This is a genomic window from Pseudoprevotella muciniphila, from assembly GCF_003265305.2.
Lineage (GTDB): Bacteria > Bacteroidota > Bacteroidia > Bacteroidales > Bacteroidaceae > Alloprevotella > Alloprevotella muciniphila.
Map to the genome: position 1 here is coordinate 973,552 of NZ_CP033459.1, position 17,294 is coordinate 990,845.

14 protein-coding genes are annotated in these 17,294 nt (G+C 49.0%); 9 read left to right on the top strand and 5 right to left on the bottom strand.

Going from position 1 to position 17,294, the window contains the following annotated elements; translation table 11 throughout:
- The first annotated feature begins 77 nt into the window (after window positions 1–77).
- The 3 genes from C7Y71_RS04055 (at window position 78) to C7Y71_RS04065 (ending at window position 2,772) form a co-directional block, all read left to right on the top strand.
- The gene (locus C7Y71_RS04055) at window positions 78–722 is read left to right on the top strand and encodes a hypothetical protein (RefSeq protein ID WP_146739417.1); all 645 of its coding nucleotides are present in this window, start codon (window positions 78–80) and stop codon (window positions 720–722) included.
- Window positions 723–801: 79 nt separating this feature from the next.
- Window positions 802–2,010 (top strand): aminotransferase class V-fold PLP-dependent enzyme, encoded by a 1,209-nt coding sequence (locus C7Y71_RS04060; RefSeq protein ID WP_111898444.1) that lies wholly within the window; start codon window positions 802–804, stop codon window positions 2,008–2,010.
- 102 nt (window positions 2,011–2,112) lie between these two features.
- The gene (locus C7Y71_RS04065; RefSeq protein ID WP_193215963.1) at window positions 2,113–2,772 is read left to right on the top strand and encodes a transposase; all 660 of its coding nucleotides are present in this window, start codon (window positions 2,113–2,115) and stop codon (window positions 2,770–2,772) included.
- 96 nt (window positions 2,773–2,868) lie between these two features.
- On the opposite strand, the gene C7Y71_RS04070 is transcribed toward C7Y71_RS04065, so the two are convergent.
- The 5 genes from C7Y71_RS04070 to C7Y71_RS04090 form a co-directional block, all read right to left on the bottom strand.
- Window positions 2,869–3,756: an OmpA/MotB family protein gene (locus C7Y71_RS04070; protein WP_111898516.1), complete on the bottom strand. Its 888-nt coding sequence runs from the start codon at window positions 3,754–3,756 to the stop codon at window positions 2,869–2,871.
- A 470-nt stretch (window positions 3,757–4,226) separates the two neighbouring features.
- On the bottom strand, window positions 4,227–5,492 hold the full coding sequence (locus C7Y71_RS04075) for an ABC transporter permease (protein ID WP_226943551.1): 1,266 nt from the start codon (window positions 5,490–5,492) through the stop codon (window positions 4,227–4,229).
- An 18-nt stretch (window positions 5,493–5,510) separates the two neighbouring features.
- Complete coding sequence (locus C7Y71_RS04080) at window positions 5,511–6,698, bottom strand: ABC transporter permease (RefSeq protein WP_111898446.1); 1,188 nt, start codon at window positions 6,696–6,698, stop codon at window positions 5,511–5,513.
- A 390-nt stretch (window positions 6,699–7,088) separates the two neighbouring features.
- The gene (locus C7Y71_RS04085) at window positions 7,089–8,084 is read right to left on the bottom strand and encodes an HlyD family secretion protein (RefSeq protein ID WP_111898447.1); all 996 of its coding nucleotides are present in this window, start codon (window positions 8,082–8,084) and stop codon (window positions 7,089–7,091) included.
- A gap of 256 nt (window positions 8,085–8,340) precedes the next feature.
- On the bottom strand, window positions 8,341–9,834 hold the full coding sequence (locus C7Y71_RS04090; RefSeq protein WP_111898448.1) for a TolC family protein: 1,494 nt from the start codon (window positions 9,832–9,834) through the stop codon (window positions 8,341–8,343).
- Between the two features lie 146 nt (window positions 9,835–9,980).
- Between C7Y71_RS04090 and C7Y71_RS04095 the strand changes: the two genes are divergently transcribed.
- From C7Y71_RS04095 to C7Y71_RS04120, 6 genes are all read left to right on the top strand, one after another.
- Window positions 9,981–10,619 carry an HD domain-containing protein gene (locus C7Y71_RS04095; RefSeq protein ID WP_111898449.1) on the top strand — a complete coding sequence of 213 codons (639 nt, stop codon included), beginning with the start codon at window positions 9,981–9,983 and terminating at the stop codon, window positions 10,617–10,619.
- A 99-nt stretch (window positions 10,620–10,718) separates the two neighbouring features.
- Window positions 10,719–11,417: a tetratricopeptide repeat protein gene (locus C7Y71_RS04100; protein ID WP_111898450.1), complete on the top strand. Its 699-nt coding sequence runs from the start codon at window positions 10,719–10,721 to the stop codon at window positions 11,415–11,417.
- A 24-nt stretch (window positions 11,418–11,441) separates the two neighbouring features.
- Window positions 11,442–12,497, top strand: coding sequence for a PDDEXK nuclease domain-containing protein (locus C7Y71_RS04105; protein WP_111898451.1), 1,056 nt, complete (start codon window positions 11,442–11,444; stop codon window positions 12,495–12,497).
- 167 nt (window positions 12,498–12,664) lie between these two features.
- Window positions 12,665–13,216, top strand: a complete 552-nt coding sequence (locus C7Y71_RS04110) for a hypothetical protein (protein ID WP_111898452.1) — start codon at window positions 12,665–12,667, stop codon at window positions 13,214–13,216.
- A 27-nt stretch (window positions 13,217–13,243) separates the two neighbouring features.
- Window positions 13,244–14,410, top strand: a complete 1,167-nt coding sequence (locus C7Y71_RS04115) for a tyrosine-protein phosphatase (protein ID WP_111898453.1) — start codon at window positions 13,244–13,246, stop codon at window positions 14,408–14,410.
- 242 nt (window positions 14,411–14,652) lie between these two features.
- Window positions 14,653–17,265 carry a CotH kinase family protein gene (locus C7Y71_RS04120; RefSeq protein ID WP_111898454.1) on the top strand — a complete coding sequence of 871 codons (2,613 nt, stop codon included), beginning with the start codon at window positions 14,653–14,655 and terminating at the stop codon, window positions 17,263–17,265.
- Window positions 17,266–17,294 lie beyond the last annotated feature (29 nt).

A 17,294-nucleotide genomic window follows, 5' to 3' on the forward strand; every position in this document is an offset into this window, starting at 1 on the left:
CGCAAGATTTGCCTACATCTTCAAAAATATGTACATTTGCCTGTAAAAGAAGTAATACGTCTAAATTTCAAAATGATATGAAAACTATAAAATTATTCTTTGCTCTTCTTGTAGTCGGAGCATTTTGCACGTTGAATGTCAGTGCGAAAAAGGTAAAATTAACGATTGACGGCACAGTGTCGCCGTCGCAGACCACGTTGTATCTTATTGTCAACGAGGACAAGGAAAACGCAATGCTTGTGCCGATACAGGATGCGAAATTCTCTGTAACGCTCAAGGTGGAGAGTAACGCCTTTATACGTCTGTCCGACAATAAAAACTGGCCGGAACGCAGTGTCTTTGTACTGATTCCAGACAGCAAGCACATCACTATAAACTGGCGCACAGGTAGCATAGAAGGCTCACCGATGTCCAACAAACTGCAAATGGCAATGAAGGAAATAAGAGAAGCCTTTCCTGAAGGATTCCATATTGATGTTTTCTCAGACAATCCCGACGATTGGAAAATAGCCCGCGAACGGGAAGCCTCCATGCGGGCACAAATGCAGATGCGTCAGCACGAAGCGATTATGAGGATAATTGTAGAAAATTCTGACAATAACATCCCGGCTTGGATTTACTATTGCTATAAGCCGACTATTGCCATGAAAGCGGAAAACATAGGTCCCAAGGACTCCAAATGGCTCAATCATGCCATCGTTCGTGGTTTAGAAGATAAATAGAAATGTTATAATCATCGTTCTTACAATAACGTAGAATCATCGATATAGCAGTCAAAAAAAACTCACATTTTTTAATATCATGAAAAAAAGATTTTTCTTCTTAGCAACGCTGTTTTCAGTGTCGTTAGCGCTTCTGGCACAAAGTTCTGGTTTCAAAGAATTAGACGAATGGGCTAAGCAAACCAAAGAGGAACAGAAAACCTTCTTTGGCTATCCTGCCAACGAACAATCCCCTTTGCAAGGTTTCTATGAGTGGTACGTGTCATCGGGCATGTGTGAGGTGAACATGAACAATGCAGGCGACCCCATGACCGACCATCCTAACAGTATGTCGTCGCAACGCTTCGAACGCGAAGTCATCGAATTTTTTGCACCGCTCTACGACTTTAAGAAGGACAATGTTTGGGGCATCGTGACGCATAGCGGTACCGACGGCAATAACCACGGCATCTACTTCGGTGCAAAATACCTGTATAACACAACTGGATTGAAGCCCATCGTTTATGTCTCCGATGAGGCACACTATTCCAACCTGCGACTCTGCGACTTGCAAAACCTTGATGTACGCATCGTGAAGAGCGACGACATGGGACGCATGATTCCTGAAGAACTCGAAAACGTGCTCGACCCATCGCGCCCAGCACTCATGATATATGCCATGGGCTCCACATTCAAAGGTGCCATCGACGACCAAGAAGCCCTTAACGCCGTGCTCGATAAATATCCACAGATGAAAGTGTATCGACACATCGATGCAGCACTCTTCGGTGGCTATCTGCCCTTTACAAAGTATCGCGACATGGTGAGTTGCAAGAAGATGCGCTATCAGTCCATAGCCATCAGCGGACATAAATTCTTCGGCATTGATAGTCCTTCTGGACTCTTCCTTTGCACACGCGAAACCTACGACAACCAGAATAATTTCAACGTCACTTATCTCAACGGCAATATGCGCATGATCAACTGCTCGCGCGATGCTGTACAACCCATCAAGTTCTGGTGGCTCATCAAGACCATTGGACGCGACAACTGGTCGAAACAAGCCACGCAAATGCTCGACTGCGCCGATTATCTCAAAGCACAACTCGACAAAATGAATTATCCGTGCTGGAAGAACACATACAGCAACACCGTTTTCTTCCGCCGTCCATCGCCAGAAATCGTGAAACACTTCAATCTCGCTCATGGCTACGATGAACGCTTCGGAGGCGAACTGGCACACATCGTGGTGATGCAGCACGTAACAAAAGAAAAAATAGACCTCTTTATAGAAGCACTAAAAAAATAGAATCAATAGAAAAAAACAGGAGATTTAGGAGACATCATCATCTCTAAAATCTCCTGATTTTCATTCTAAAGTGCTATCTTTGCCCCACCAAATACCATGAATATGACTGAATTACAAGAAATGCAGCCAGTGAGTGGTGTGCTGTCGCAGACGGTGAATTTCGAAGGACTTCTCGACCGCGACAACAAGGCGCGCGTCATCGATGTGATGGTCGATAAGTTTGCTGATGCCCCCGATGTGGAGGCACTTTACACCAAAGGTGGCAACCATCGCGGACGCCCTGCCACACCCCTTGCTGCCCTGCTCAAGATATGGGTGTATGGATGGATTAACGGCATCGAAACTTCTCGAGCTCTTGCTATTGAGGTGAAGCGGAATGTGGAACTGATGTTCATGCTCCGCAGCGTCAATCCTGCACAACACAGCATTTCCGATTTTCGCAGAGACGAACACGCTGTGATTCACGCTTTCTTTGAATATGTGCGCTCTTTTAGCGAAGAGGCATGGCTCATCATCGCTGCAGAAGATTCTGCTCTTGGCGAGAGGGCGAGGCGCGTGGAGTTTAGCACTGTGGTTGAAGTAATCAATGCCCTCAAAGCACTCGACGAAAATGCACTACTCGGCGCAGAGGACCGCGACACATCCAGCCAGATAGCCAACCTTTGGGATATGGAAATAGAACGCCTAAACGAAAAGGTTGAAAAACTCAAACGACAAAAAGCACGCCTCAACGAGCGACTCAAAAAATTGACGCAGAAATAGGTTGTCACAACATTTAAATTAAAAAAAGCCCCCATCGCTGGGGGCTCACTCATTACTCAACTAAAAAACTATTTTTGATTCTATTCCTTTTTCGGCTTATTCTGGTGCCTGCTCGATGAGGTCCATGAATTGGTCGAGCTTCGGTGTGATGATGATCTGTGTGCGGCGGTTGCGCTGCTTGCCGTTCTCTGTGTCGTTAGTAGCGATAGGGTTATATTCGCCACGTCCGGCTGCTGAGAGTCGCTTGGGATCTACGCCGTACTTGTTCTGGAGTTCCTGTACCACACTCGATGCGCGCAGTGCTGAGAGGTCCCAGTTGTTGCGGATGTTCTCGCGGCTGATGGGCACATTGTCGGTGTTACCTTCCACGAGCACTTCGTAGTCCTTATAGTCGGTGATAATCTTGGCAATCTTCATCAGTGTTTCGCCAGCACGTTCACCAATTTCGTACGAACCACTCTTGTAGAGCATGTTGTCAGCCAAAGAGATGTAAACCACACCCTTGAGCACTTGCACATTCACATCGAGCATCTCTTCGCGTGTGAGCGAACGTGTCAATTTGTTCGTCAGGGCTTGGTTCAGAGAGTCACTTTTGGTCTTAGCGTCAACCAGTTTGCGTATGTACTGGTTGGAGGCGTTGATTTCGTTCACGAGTTTTTCGATGTTCACACTACCCTGCTTGAGGTTCGTGTCGTAGGACCCCATGAGTGCAGCATACTGCTCCTTGAGTTCCTTGTTGCGTGCCTGTTCGTCTGCCAGTCGTTCTTCGAGGCTCTTGTTCTGTGTGCGTGCCTCGGCGAGTGCCACTTTTGCATCGTTATAGTCGCTCTGCAGGCTGTTGTAGTCGCCTCGGAGCGTACCGTAGCGTGTGCGCAGACTGTCGTAATTGTTCTGCAGCCCCACGTATTGTTTCTTGGTAACACAACTGGTGCTCATCAGCATCAGTACGGCTGCAATGGCAAATGTAAAAAGATTACGTTTCATAATGTCTTTTCGTTTATGTCTTGTTTTTATTCCTTTTTTAGTTTGCATTTGTGGCAGCGAAGTTACGCACATCTGCGCGGCGGCTGAAACTTTTTAAAATTTATTAGCAATTTTAAGTTTTGTTAGCATTATTCTGCCGTAAACAGCCAAACGCAACGCGCAATCTGCCTCGTCGTGTCTTTTAGAGAGTTTTTGGCGCAGGAGGTTTAAATCTGTTTTAACGGATTTGAATCAGAATTTACCTAAAGCAGAAACTCTGTATAGTTTTCCGGAGTAATTACAAAGGTCTGAGATACGGGATAGGCTTCCATAAATGACTTCGGGAAAGAGACTATTCCAAAAAAAGCAATACTTTTTTGGATTATAATCCGAAAATGTCGCGACTTTTTTGGATTATATTCCAAAAATGTCAAAAAAAACACTTCTTGTTCTAACTATTCTGAATAATCTGATTAGAAAACCGCCAACTATCAACTCTCAACTTTCCTCCTCACCCTGTAGTCCTTATAGGTGCGTATGCGGGCGGCGAGTATTTTGTAGCGGTAAGAGAGGCAGCAGGTGAAGAAGTAGAAGGCTGCCTGCAGCCACAGGGCGTCCCATTCCTTGCGCACATCGAGCAGTGAGGCACCCATGTTGTTGATGTGTACGTAGCCGTTGATGGCGAAAGTGGAGGGGAAGATATAGGAGAAGAGTTTCCAATAGCCCGGTATGGCAGCCGATGGCCAGGAAAGTCCGCTGATGAAGATGAGTATCACACTGGTGAACACGAAAATGAGCACGCCATTTTCGCGCTCTCGTACGACTGCACTGACGGTCATACCGAAGAAGATAACGGCGAGCAGGAACGGGAGGAAGAAGAACACCAATGTGACGGGGTTGCCTATCTGCGGCAGCGAGAAGATGCGCGGCACCACACCGAAGCAGAACACCGACTGCACGACATAAATCGTCAGATAGACGGACGTTTTCGCCAACACTATGCGGAGCAGACCATGGTTGTGGCGCCCTACTGGTATGAGTTCGTGGAGTCTGTTGCGCTCGCGCGACGTTCCTGCCATCATGGCTATGCCGAGCAGCAATGTCTGTTGGATAATCAGCACGAGCACACCCGGGAGGAGAAAACTTGCAATGCCCGCCTGCGGGTTATAGAGGTTGATGTCTTCCGACGCAATGGGCTTTATAGTTACTTCGTCCTGCCGGTTCGTGGTATTCTGTGCGAGTTGTTTCTTGATGTCGGCGTTTATATTGAGCGACACGTTCGTATTCGCCATAAGCATCGCCTTATAGTAAAGGAGTCCGCTCATGTCGCAGAAGATGTTTACGTGTGTCTGTTTGCCCTGCGCTATGTCTTTGACGAAATTGCGTGGTATGTAGATAATGCCGTATGCTTCGCGTTGTCGCATGATTTCCCTTGCTTCCTGCATATTGGCACAGTAGGAAATGATGTGCAGTTCTGCTGTGGCATCCACCTTGCGGATGTATTCACGGCTCAGTGCCGAACGGCTGTCGTCCACCACTACCGCAGGCACTTCGCGTATGGTTTCCGAAGTGTAGATCATCGAATAAACGATGGGATAGAAGATAGGCACCACGAGGAAAAACAGCATCACACCTTCGTCCTTGAACACCATCCCCATCTCGCGACGCAGCAAGAACCACCAGTCGCGGAACGCTTCTTGCCAATAGAGCAGATACTTATTGGCTGTGCGCTTTTTATTTTTCTCAGTCTTGGGCATGGTTGGTGGGTTTAGGTTTTATGGTGCGTAGTCGTAGGTCAGCACATTATGCTTAAGTCGCGGCATGAGCAGCATGGGCAACATGGCAAAAGCGAGCAGGCAAATTACGTTTGTCCAGGCATACTGTATAGGGTAGCCATTCAGAGCCGAATTGACGTAGATCAGAAAATAGTGGCGTAGCGGGAAGAGCCACGTCAGCCCCTGTATGGCAGGGTGCATTCCCATCACGGGGAACGACATGCCGCATACACTGAACGAAAGTACGCCCCAGAGTGCAGCCATACTCATCGACATACGCAACGAGGGGAAGATGGCGAAGAAGAACAGTCCGAGCCCCTGCCCTGCCAGTACGAGCAACAGCATGGCGAGCAGCATGGTGGGTATGCCACAATGACAAGGGAAACGGAGGTAGCCATAGAGCAATAGAATGAGTATGGCGCCCACGAGGGCAAACACGATGAACTGCGGCACGAACTTTACGAATACGGCGCGTTTTATGCTGTCGTTGGCTGTGCTGAGCCATTCGCGGGCAGTGCCGTCCTTGATTTCTGTTCCTATGCCGTATGCGGTCAACAGCGACACGCAGAGTATGAGAATACCCGGCAGCAGCGTGTTGCAGAGATAAACATTGTAGTTGAGCCAAGGGTTGTTGATGGCATGGGTATCGACAACGATGGGCTGCAGGAATGCCATCGCCTGGCTCTCTGTGGCACCTTTCGCCAGAAGCACCTTCCGCGCTGCAGCACCCGATGCGAGTTCTGACATCATGCGCATGTCGCGATAGGTGAGCGAGCCGGCGATGAGGTAACTATAGTTGACATAGAGCGAGATGGTGGGTTGCTCCTGCCGGTTCGCCTTGTGCGTGGTGCCTTGGGGAATGTAGAAGAAGGCATATATCTCACCGCGCTGCATGGCACGCCGAGCATCTGTTACGTTGGCATATTTCGCCGTGATTTTTGTCTGCTGGAAAGCATCAAGATTGCGCACGATACTGCGCGAAGTGGTTGTGTTGTCCAAGTCCACAAGCCCCACAGGCAAGTCTTCGGGCAGACCTTCGCCCATCAGTGTGAGGAAAAAGAAAAATGTGAAAAGCGGAGCGAAGACCATGACGAACCAATAGACGGGCCTGCTCGCCATGCGCTTGAACTCACGCACGAAGAGCCGCAGGTACGACATGATGGCAGATGATTTCTTCTTCTCCGACATATATTTTTTTCAGGTTTCGCAAGTTTCACATGCTTGAAGTTAACGATGATACTTCTTTTTCTTTGAAGTTAGCGAAGTTATTGAAGTTAGCGCTTCGCTCGAAGTTAACGACATTACCTCTTTCTCTTTGAAGTTATCGAAGTTAACGGAGTTAGCGCTTCGCTCGAAGTTAACGACGGTACTAATGCTGATGTTATCTTCTATTTTTTTCTTCTTCTTTTGTTATTTATCGTTCCAAGGTATCGTCGCTAACTTCGTTAACTTCTCTAACTTCGTTAACTTCTCTAACTTCGTTAACTTCTCTAACTTCGTTTAACTTCTTTAATTCCCGATAACTTCTTTAATTCCCGATAACTTCAGGAAGTTGAGTTTCTTTGCGGGACCAGGCATTTATTTCAGCAACACCGACATGCCCGGACGCAAGCCTTCTATCTTTTCGATGGGCTTTGCTTTCACTTCAAAGGTCTTCATGTCGTATTGCCCGGTGGTTTTCGTGGCTTTCCATGCAGCATAACTGCCAAGGTCCTTCATGTAGAACACCTTGAACTTGTATGCCTTTTCTCCGAGTGCCGGGACGGTGGCTTCCACTATCTTGTTGATACTGAACTTGGACAGGTGGTCTTCACGCACATTGAAAGTTACCCAAATGTCGTTCATCAACGCCACGTTCATGATCGGTGCCCCCGTGCCTACGAGTTCGCCTACAGAGGGGAAGACGTCGGTTACTTCGCCGTCCTGCGTGGCGCGCAGGATGGTTTCGCGCTTGTACGACTGCACTTCCTGCACAGCACCGCGAGCCCGCTTCACTTGCGCATGGGCGGCGGCTTTGTCTTCCTGTCGGGCACCATTCACCGCCATGTCATATTGCGACTTAGCGGCACGTTCGTCGGCGATGGCGGCATCGAGTTTTGCTTTCACTTCGTCGCGCTTCTGCTCGGTCACGACGCCTTCGTTGAAGAGGTTGTCCATGCGCTGAAACGACTTTTGCGCAATGTCAACGCCCACCTTCGACTTTTCCCAAAGTTCCTTTGCACCGCGAATCTGTTCTTCACGTGCACCGTTGTCGGCTTTGTTTTCCACGGCTTGTGCGGCTTCCACGGCGGCTTCTGCCTGTGCCTGTTTCGCTTCCACTTCAGGCGCTTCCATCACGGCTAGCACATCGCCCGCATGAACAATGTCGCCCGCCTTCACACGCAGTTCCATCACACGCGACGGCACCTTGCTCGACACGCGGTATTCCGTCACGTCAGCCTGTCCCTGAATGGTCTCTGTCTGTTCGCGGAAGGCGAAATAACTGCCTGCTGCCACGAGCCCGATAATGCCGGCAAAGATGATGAGCGGCAGGAATATGTTGGGGCGGTTTTCTATATTTTTCTTCTTAGCCATATTATATATATTACCTCTTTTTCTTTGAATTTAACGAAGTTATTGAAGTTATCGCTGCGCTTGAAGTTAACGACATTTCGTTATGCTGATTTATTTGTCCAACGTATCGTCATTAACTTCATTAACTTCGTTAACTTCTTTAACTTCGAAAATCTTTTTCCTCTCTGTTATTTATCGGTCTAAAGTATCGTCGCTAACTTCGCTAACTTCATTAACTTCATTAACTTCGATAACTTAAGAAAGTTGTATTATTCTGTTAATAGTCCATGTTTGTAAGTCCGAGCGACTTGTCGAGCACGGCATGTGCCAGGCGCACTTCTATCTGTGCATCGATGATGTCGCTTTTAGCCTGCATCCATGCCGTGTGGGCAGCGAGCACATCGCTTGTGGCAATGACGCCTTCGCGGTGGCCCAGATTGGCAATGCGGAGGTTTTCGGCGGCTTTCTCCATGTTCTTTTTGCTCAGTTTCAGGCGCTTATTGGCTTCGTTGAGGCGGAAAGTGGACTGATTCACTTGCAGTTCTATTTTTTCCTTCGCTTCGTCGAGTCTGTACTCCTGTATCTTCGCCTCAGCCTTTGCCGCCTTTATCTTGCTGCGTCCCTCGCCCCAGTTCCAGATGGGCATAGTGCACGTAATGCCGAGCGCCCAGTTGCCGCGCAGTTTGCTCTCAAAACCGTTGTAGAGCGATGGTGTGGTGAGACCCGCACCACCAATGAGCGCCACGTGCGGCAGATAGTCGGAACGCTGAATGTTGACTTTTTCCTTGTAGATGTTCGTAGCGAGTTCCAACTGCTGAATTTCCGGGCGGTTGGCAAATGCCGTTTCTATATTAACCTGTGTTTCTGCGTTCTCAATGGGTATGTTATCGAGATTTTCGTCTTCGAGCACGATGGGCGCGTTGAGCGGCAGGCCTATGAGTTGGCACAGCAACATGCGCGAGAGCGACAGGCCGTCCTCTACCTTTGTCTGCATCATCTCCGCCTCGTTCACTTTTACATTCACCGTGAGCAGGTTGGCTTTTGTTGCCACACCATTCTTGAGCATGAGGTCCACGTCGTGTTCCAAGTGCTGGAGCATACCGAGGTAGTCGTCGGCGAGTTGCTTCTTGCTCACGAGCGACACCACCTGCCAATATGCCTTGTCCACATCAAGCAGTATTTCTTGTTCCTCAAGTCGCAGTTTCTCGCCGCTGAGTTGCTCGAGATATTTCGTAATGCGCTCGTATGCCATGATTTTTCCGCCCATGTAGAGCGGCTGTTTTAGTATCAGCATGGCACCGCCCATGTTGCGGTTGTCGGAGTCAAAGGCATCCACCACGCGCTGACCTGCAGCATTGAGTGCATCGGCTCCGGCGAGTCCCTGTCCGGAAAATTGTGTGAGCAGGTTCGTAAATTCGGGATATTTCTCGATGATAGGCTGCACCGCCTGCGAGAAGTTGCCCATATTGGCGCTCATGGCGTTATACACATTCGTTCCGAGGTTCGACAGCGCATTCTTCTGATCGTTGCTCAAGAGCGAAATCTCGCGCCCCAGCCTGACGTATGACACACTGCCCGACACCTTCGGCAGTTTGTTCGTCTCAGCCGCCTCGCGCTCGTAGGTGGCTTTGTTCACCTCCTCGCGGCTGATGGCAAGCGTCTTGTTGTTGCGCAATGCCATCTCGCGACACTCACTGAGCGAATACACCGTCTGTGCCTGCACTGCCACGCCTGCCAAAAAGACCATCAATAAAAGGAGTTTCTTGTTCATCCTTGTCCGTTATGCTTTATTACAAATGCAAAGTTATGTTTTTTTCAAAATTGTGGCAAAAAATATTGAACAGTGATTTACCTGAACTTCAAATAAACCAGAAAAAATGCTTATTTTTGCACCAATGGCACCATTCCTGTCCCCTCATGGATTATCCCGAACTGAAAAAACACATAGAGGCGAACATCCTGCCGCAGTATGCGCACTTTGATGCAGCACACCGTCTTGACCATGCTGATGCGGTGATAGCAGCCAGCCTGCGATATGCCCGTTCTTGCGGTGCCGATGAGCAGATGGCTTACGTCATTGCAGCATACCACGACGTGGGGCTGTCGGAGGGACGCGAGATGCACCACTTAGCGAGTGCGCGCATCCTGCTCTCCGACGAGGTGCTCCGCCGTTGGTTCAGCGAGGAGCAACTGCGCGTGATGGCAGAGGCTGTGGAGGACCACCGCGCCAGTGCCACTCACCCACCCCGCAGCATCTACGGCCGCATAGTGGCAGAAGCCGACCGACAGATTGATGCCGACACGGTGATACGCCGCACAGTGCAATACGGACTGACGCACTATCCCGACATGAGTCGCGAAGAGCACTTCGAGCGCATGTGTGCCCACCTCCGCGAAAAATACGGCGACGGCGGCTATCTGAAACTCTGGATTAGCGATAGCGATAACGTAGCAAAACTCGAGGAACTGCGAAAAATCATCCGCAACGAAGACATCTTGCACCGGAAATTTGAGGAGATAATGGCAGAGAGTACAGGGCTGCTACAACCGCTATAGTATCTATAGTTTCTATAGTTTCTATAGCTGCTATAACTATCTATTTCAAAAAAAAACATACCTTTGCGAAAACATTGTAAAAACTAAAAAACAGACACCATGAAAAAAATCATCTTATTATTATTGTTGGCAGTGGCACTGCCTACGATGCTTTTGGCTCAGATTAAGCCCACAGAAGCACAGTTTGCTGCCCTCAAATATAAAGCGCAGCAAGGCGACCCCGAGGCACAGTACAACCTGGGCTACTGCTACGAGAAAGGCTGGTTCGTAGGGCAACATTATGCCGAAGCCCTCGAATGGTACATGAAATCTGCCAAACAAGGCTATGCCGTGGCACAATGGAACGTAGGCTACTACTATGCCGAAGGTATCAGCGTGGAGCAGAACTACATCGAGGCCGTGAAGTGGTATAAATTGGCTGCCGACCAAGGCGACCACCGCGCCATGCACAACCTCGCCGTGTGCTACGAATGGGGACGCGGCGTAGGCGGCCCCAACGTGGAGAAAGCAGTGGAACTCTACAAGAAAGCCGCTGCATTGGGCGATATTCAAGCCATATACAACATGGGTGTGTGCTACGAAACGGGTACCAACGTGCCACAGGACTACTACAAGGCTGTGGAATACTACGAAAAGGGCGCAAAACTGGGACACGGCGCATCGCAGTACAACCTCGCTTGCTGCTACTACGACGGCACAGGTGTGGCAAAGGATAAGAAAAAAGCCAAAGAACTCTTCAAACTCGCCAAGAAAAACGGCATAGAAGAGGCCAAAGCAGCGCTGAAGAAAATAAAGTAGTGTTCTCCCTGCCACGCCTCAATAATGAATAAAAATAGTATAGAAAACTTCGGAAAAGTACTTTCGCGAACGTTGATTTTGGATTTGCGCCAGATTATTGAGCAGGCGCGAAACCATATTGCCGCCACAGCCAACTATGAGTTGACAATGATGTATTGGCATATAGGAGAGAGAATAAATAGAGACATACTTGACAAAAAGCGTGCAGAATATGGAAAACAAATTATCGAATCGCTTTCACAACAATTACAAGTTGAGTATGGGAAGAAAGGGTTTGAGACACGAAACATCAGGAGAATGATGCAGTTTGCTACACTTTTCCCTGAAGAACAAATTGTGTCGCAGGTGGCGACACAATTGACTTGGTCCCATTTTATAGAGGTTTTACATATCAAGAACGACATTCAACGTGAATTTTACATCACTTTGGCTGCCTCTGAAAGATGGGGACGGAATCGACTTCGCAAGGAGATAGACAGCATGCTCTTCGAGCGCACTGCCATCAGCGACAAACCCGAAGAATACATCAAGAAAGAACTATCTAATTTGCGAGATAACAACAAGATAAGTCCAGACCTTATATTTAAGAGTCCTTACTTTCTGGAGTTCACAGGCTTAACAGGAATGTATAGCGAAAAGGACCTGGAGGAAAGCCTTGTCGCTCATTTAGAACAATTTATCATTGAGTTGGGTAATGGTTTCAGTTTTATTGCCAGGCAGAAAAGAATGATTATTGACGGAGAGGACTTCTATCTCGACTTACTATTTTATCATCGTCGTTTACATCGTTTAATAGCCATCGACTTAAAATTAGGTCGCTTTAAAGCGCAATATAAAGGACAAATGGAACTATATCTACGCTGGCTTGAGAAAAACGAAATGGAGAAAGGAGAAGAAACTCCACTTGGGTTGTTGCTTTGCACTGAAGGTGGAGAAGAACAGATAGAACTTCTGCAACTTGACAAGTCGGGCATCAAAGTAGCACAATACATGACCGAGTTGCCTCCGCGAGAAATACTGATGCGCCAAATCCGGGAATCTCTTAAAGCGACAAAAGCGCGATTGGAAAACTATGAATAGACATTAGGAAGGAAGTAATCTGCCCTATAGTTAAAAAATGCAAGTTCCACTTTGCATTTTGCCATATCAAAAGTAGTTCGTATCTTTGCCCCGATGTGCGCTCGTTTTGAGCACCATCGGGGCAGTTTTCGCCACTAAAAAAGGAAAAGGATCTACATTTTTTCGATATGGCATCACGCAAAGAACATTACACGCGATGTACGAAAAAGGCGCTTGTCCTTGTTGCACTCCTGCTGTGTAGCATCTTCCCAAGTGCCGTTAGCATCAACTACTCCGCTAACGGTATCAACATCTCCGGAAAAGACATTCCCCGCGCTGCCGTGAACAAGATTGTCAGGATGACAGGTTATCAGGGCAACATCGTCATCAGCAGCGTGGCGCGTACCCCCGAGCAACAGGCACGTTGCATGCTCAACAACATCAAGAGCAACGGCATGGACGAGCAGCGCAAGACTTACAAGTACGAAGGTCAGCAAGTGCTCAATGCCTACAACCCTAACCTCTCCGACGAAGAGAACATCTGTCGTATGACGCAGAAAATCAAGGAAGTGGGGCCGCACCGCGTGTCGCGCCACTGTGTGGCATCGGGCAACCTGTGTGTCTTCGATGTAGAGAAAAGCAGCCTCTCGAATGTAGCCACTTTCAAGCAAAGCATACGCACGATAGCCGAGTTGGTGCTCGACGAGAACAACTGCGTGCACGTAGAAATGCGTCTATAAACAAAAACACAACATCAAAAGATATAAATGAAGAAAACCTTTCTTTTTGCTTTTGCGCTTATAGCAACAACCGCCTTTGCACAGACCGACATCGACGATATCGAGGTGATAAACATAGAGAACAAGGCTGTGCAGGACTACATGGCAGACAAGACCTACGAGACGAATTCCAACTATGCCCAGACGGTCATCAACAAGTATAACAAGACTGCCATCTATGGCAAGAAACTCTATTGGCCCAACGGCAAGGAAGTACGTTGGGAACCCTCTACTTCGGCAGCAAACATAGCCGAGATACGCATCACGGTCAGCGAGAACGTGAATTTCACCGACTCCGTTACCCACAACCCCGACAGCAAGGATGTCAGTTCCTTCGTCATCCGCAACACCATCCCCAACCGTATCTACTACTACAAGGTTGAGGAAATACTGAACAGCGGCGAAGTGAGATACCGCACCGACGGTGTGTTCCGCACCATCGGTCAGGTGCGCATGATTCAGGTGCGCAACTGCGGCAACGTGCGCGACCTCGGCGGTTGGCCCACACAGTACGGCAAGCCCGTCAAATACGGCTACCTCTACCGCAGCGCGAGCCTCGACCGCATCACACCCGAAGGGCGCCACGACTTTGCCGGTAACCTCAACGTAGGCGCAGAACTCGACCTGCGCTCCGAATCGCGCCTGAAGCAATCACGTTTGGGCAGCGACAAGGGACTACTCGTCCTGCCGCACAATGCCGGACTTGCCGGACTGAGAGACAAGAAGTACGTTTACGTGAAAGATCTGCGCTTCCTGAGCGAATACCTCAAGAAGGGTGTGGCAGTGAACTGGCACTGCGCCATAGGCTGCGACCGCTGCGGCGCCGTGAGTTTCCTCATCGAGGGACTGCTCGGCATGAGCGAGATAGACCTCTGCCGCGACTTCGAACTCTCCACACTGAGCCTCTCGGAGAAAAACCTGCGTCCGAGGAGCCACATCAGCAGCATGATGAAATACATCAAGAACTTCGGAGAGCCCGACAACCTGGCACAGTGTTTCTACAACTACTGGCTCAGCCTCGGTGTGGATAAGGAAGAACTCAACTGGTTCATACGCACCATCCTCGACGTGGACGACGAACAGATTGCAGCCACACTGCAACTCTACGAACCGAAGGACGCTGAAGAAGAAGCAGACTACGACGAAGTGAGATAAACCCTACACACAAAGACCAACTTTAGGTATGTTCTATTAATTATGTTGAGACGTTTTATAGAGTTGTTTTCAGTAGGTTGCTATTTTGAATGAGGGAGCGTAGCGGGCTACGTAACCGAGTGAAAAAGAGCAAGATACGGAAACAAAACATAACAACGACCAACATGTAACATATCTGAAGAATACAAACAAATATCAGAATTAATAGAACATACCTTTAATCACCAATCTTTAATATAACCATGTCATTCTTCTCTCTACGCCATACGGCCATAAGCCTTTCCACACTGACTTTGCTGGCTGCCCTGCTCCTTTCCTCGTGCGATGAAGCAGGCACCATCGACCTCACGCGCAGCGACGACTTCGACAAGGAAATTGTCATCAACGAAGTCATGGCATCCAACCGGACAGGTCTGCTCGCTGCCGATGGCAACCTCTACGACTGGGTAGAGGTAAAGAACGTGTCCGACAAGGCCATTTCCCTCGCCGACTATGCTCTTGCCACAGTGAAATACCCGAAAGACAAGAGCGCCAAGAAAAAGAAGAAAGGCGAGAAAGGAGAAGAGGCTGCCGACAGTGTCTCCAACGAGAATACTGAAAAGCACCACATGACCGATGCCAAAGGCAAAAAGGACAAGAAAGACAAGAAAGACAAGAAGGACAAAGCGAACGCCCCCGTTGTGGACAGCCTGGGCGGTGTGCTACTGACATGGGATTTCCCCAAAATGGAATTGGCACCGGGCGAATGTATGCTCGTCTTTGCATCAAAACTGCCCGAAAACAGTACGGATAAAGAATTGCATGCCTCTTTCAAATTAGGTTCGAAGAATGGCGTGGTACAACTCATCAAGAAAGGTAAGTACATCATGTCGGAAGCGAAATTCGGCGACCTCAATGGCGACCAATGCCTGCGCCGACTTACCGACGGTTCATACGAAAAGAGTTACATGCAGACACCTGGTACGGACAACGATGCGAAAGGTTACGAAGCCTACAATGTAACCATTGAGAAACAGCGCAAAAGTCCGCTCCGTATCTGGGAACTTCAGGCTAAAGGGAAAAAGCACGAAACATGGATTGAACTTCAGAACACGTCCAACACCCCCATCAACCTGCAGGAATACTGCCTCACCACCAAGCCCACGAAGGCAGACCGTTGGCAGTTTCCTAACCGGACATTGCAGCCTGGTGAAAGATATGTTGTCGATTGCGGCAAAGCGAATTTCAAGATTAAAGGCTCCTGTTGTGTGCTCTTGCTCAAGGGCGAACAGTTTATGGACGGTCTGTGCTCCCACCATGCCCCCTACGGCGTCACCATGGGGCGCGTGGAAGGCAAACAAGGTTTTTTCTACTTCACCTCGCCCACACGCAACGAAGTCAACACCTCAAAGGCATACCGCTTCATAGCCGACAAACCCCTATTCAGCGAACTGCCTGGCGTATATGCTGAGAAGAAAAGCCTGCAACTGAAAATCAACACCCACGGCTATACCGTACACTACACGCTCGACGGCAGTGAGCCTACAAAGGACTCACCCATCTACAAGGATGCCATCCGCATCGACTCATCGTGCGTGGTACGCGCCTTCTGCGAAGGCGACTCCACGAGCATGAGCAGCCACATCGCCACAGCCACCTATCTCATCGGTCAGGAACACGACCTGGCGGTGATGTGTATTTCCGTCAACCATAACGACCTCTACGACTATCGTAGCGGCATCTATGTGTCCGGTCCGGGCGGCGGTGGCCCCTACCCCCACGAAGGTGCCAACTATTGGAAACAATGGTGGAAAAAGGCGCATGTGGAATTCTTCGACGGCAAAGAAGGTTTCCAGGCTGACTGCGGACTCGCCATCTTCGGCGGATTCTCACGCACATTGGAAAAGAAATCATTCAAAATAAAGTTCAACGACAAGTTCGGGCCATCGAAAGTAACCTACGACTTCTTTGGCGACGGACAACCGCTTGAATTCAAAAACTTAGTACTGCGTTCCGGCTCACAGGACATGGGCGGAGTAATGGTGCGCGACGAGTTCTTCACCAGCCTCATGCAGCCAGAATGTCCCACATTGCTCACACAGAAGTATCGCCCCGTAGCGCTCTACATCAACGGATCCTACTTCGGGCTCTACTACATCCGCGAGAAAATAGACAAGCATTTCGTGGCACGCAAACTCAACACCACGAACGATTCCATCTCCATCATCATGTCGAAAGGCTACTGCGAAGAAGGCACCAAGACGAAGTTTACGGAACTCATGAACTTTGCACGCAACAACGACCTCTCGAAGAAGGAGAACTATGACCGCATCTGCCAGATGATTGACATCAACAGTGTCATCGACCAGAAAATTGGTGAAATCTATTCAAGCAATGTCGATGTAGGCAACATACGTTATGTCCGCTCCGATGATGCAAACAGCGATAAGAAATGGTACATCGTCTATTACGACCTCGACCTCACATGGTCCAGCAGCGGCACAAAGCCAGCGTCATTCTACCTCCGCCCGGGCGATTCCGAATCGGGCATACACAATGTGCTCGTAGGCAACTTACTCAAGAACAGCGACTTCCGACAACTCTTCCTGCAACGCCTCTCACACCATCTCCACAAGACTATCTCTGCCAATAATGCCACCAAAGTGTTCGACGGCATCACCGGCACCATCAAGCAGGAAATGAAACTCAACTGCAAGCGATGGCCCAAACTCCTCGTCTATGAGAAGTGGGAAAAGAATCTCGCCGATTTCAAGGAAAAAATCAACAAGAGAGACAAAGAAGTGCTCGACGACCTGCGCAAAGAACTCGCCATCACACCCGAAGAAAACAAAAAATACTTCGGCGACCTGGAATAGTCCTCACCTGTCCCCTTTGCTGCAACACT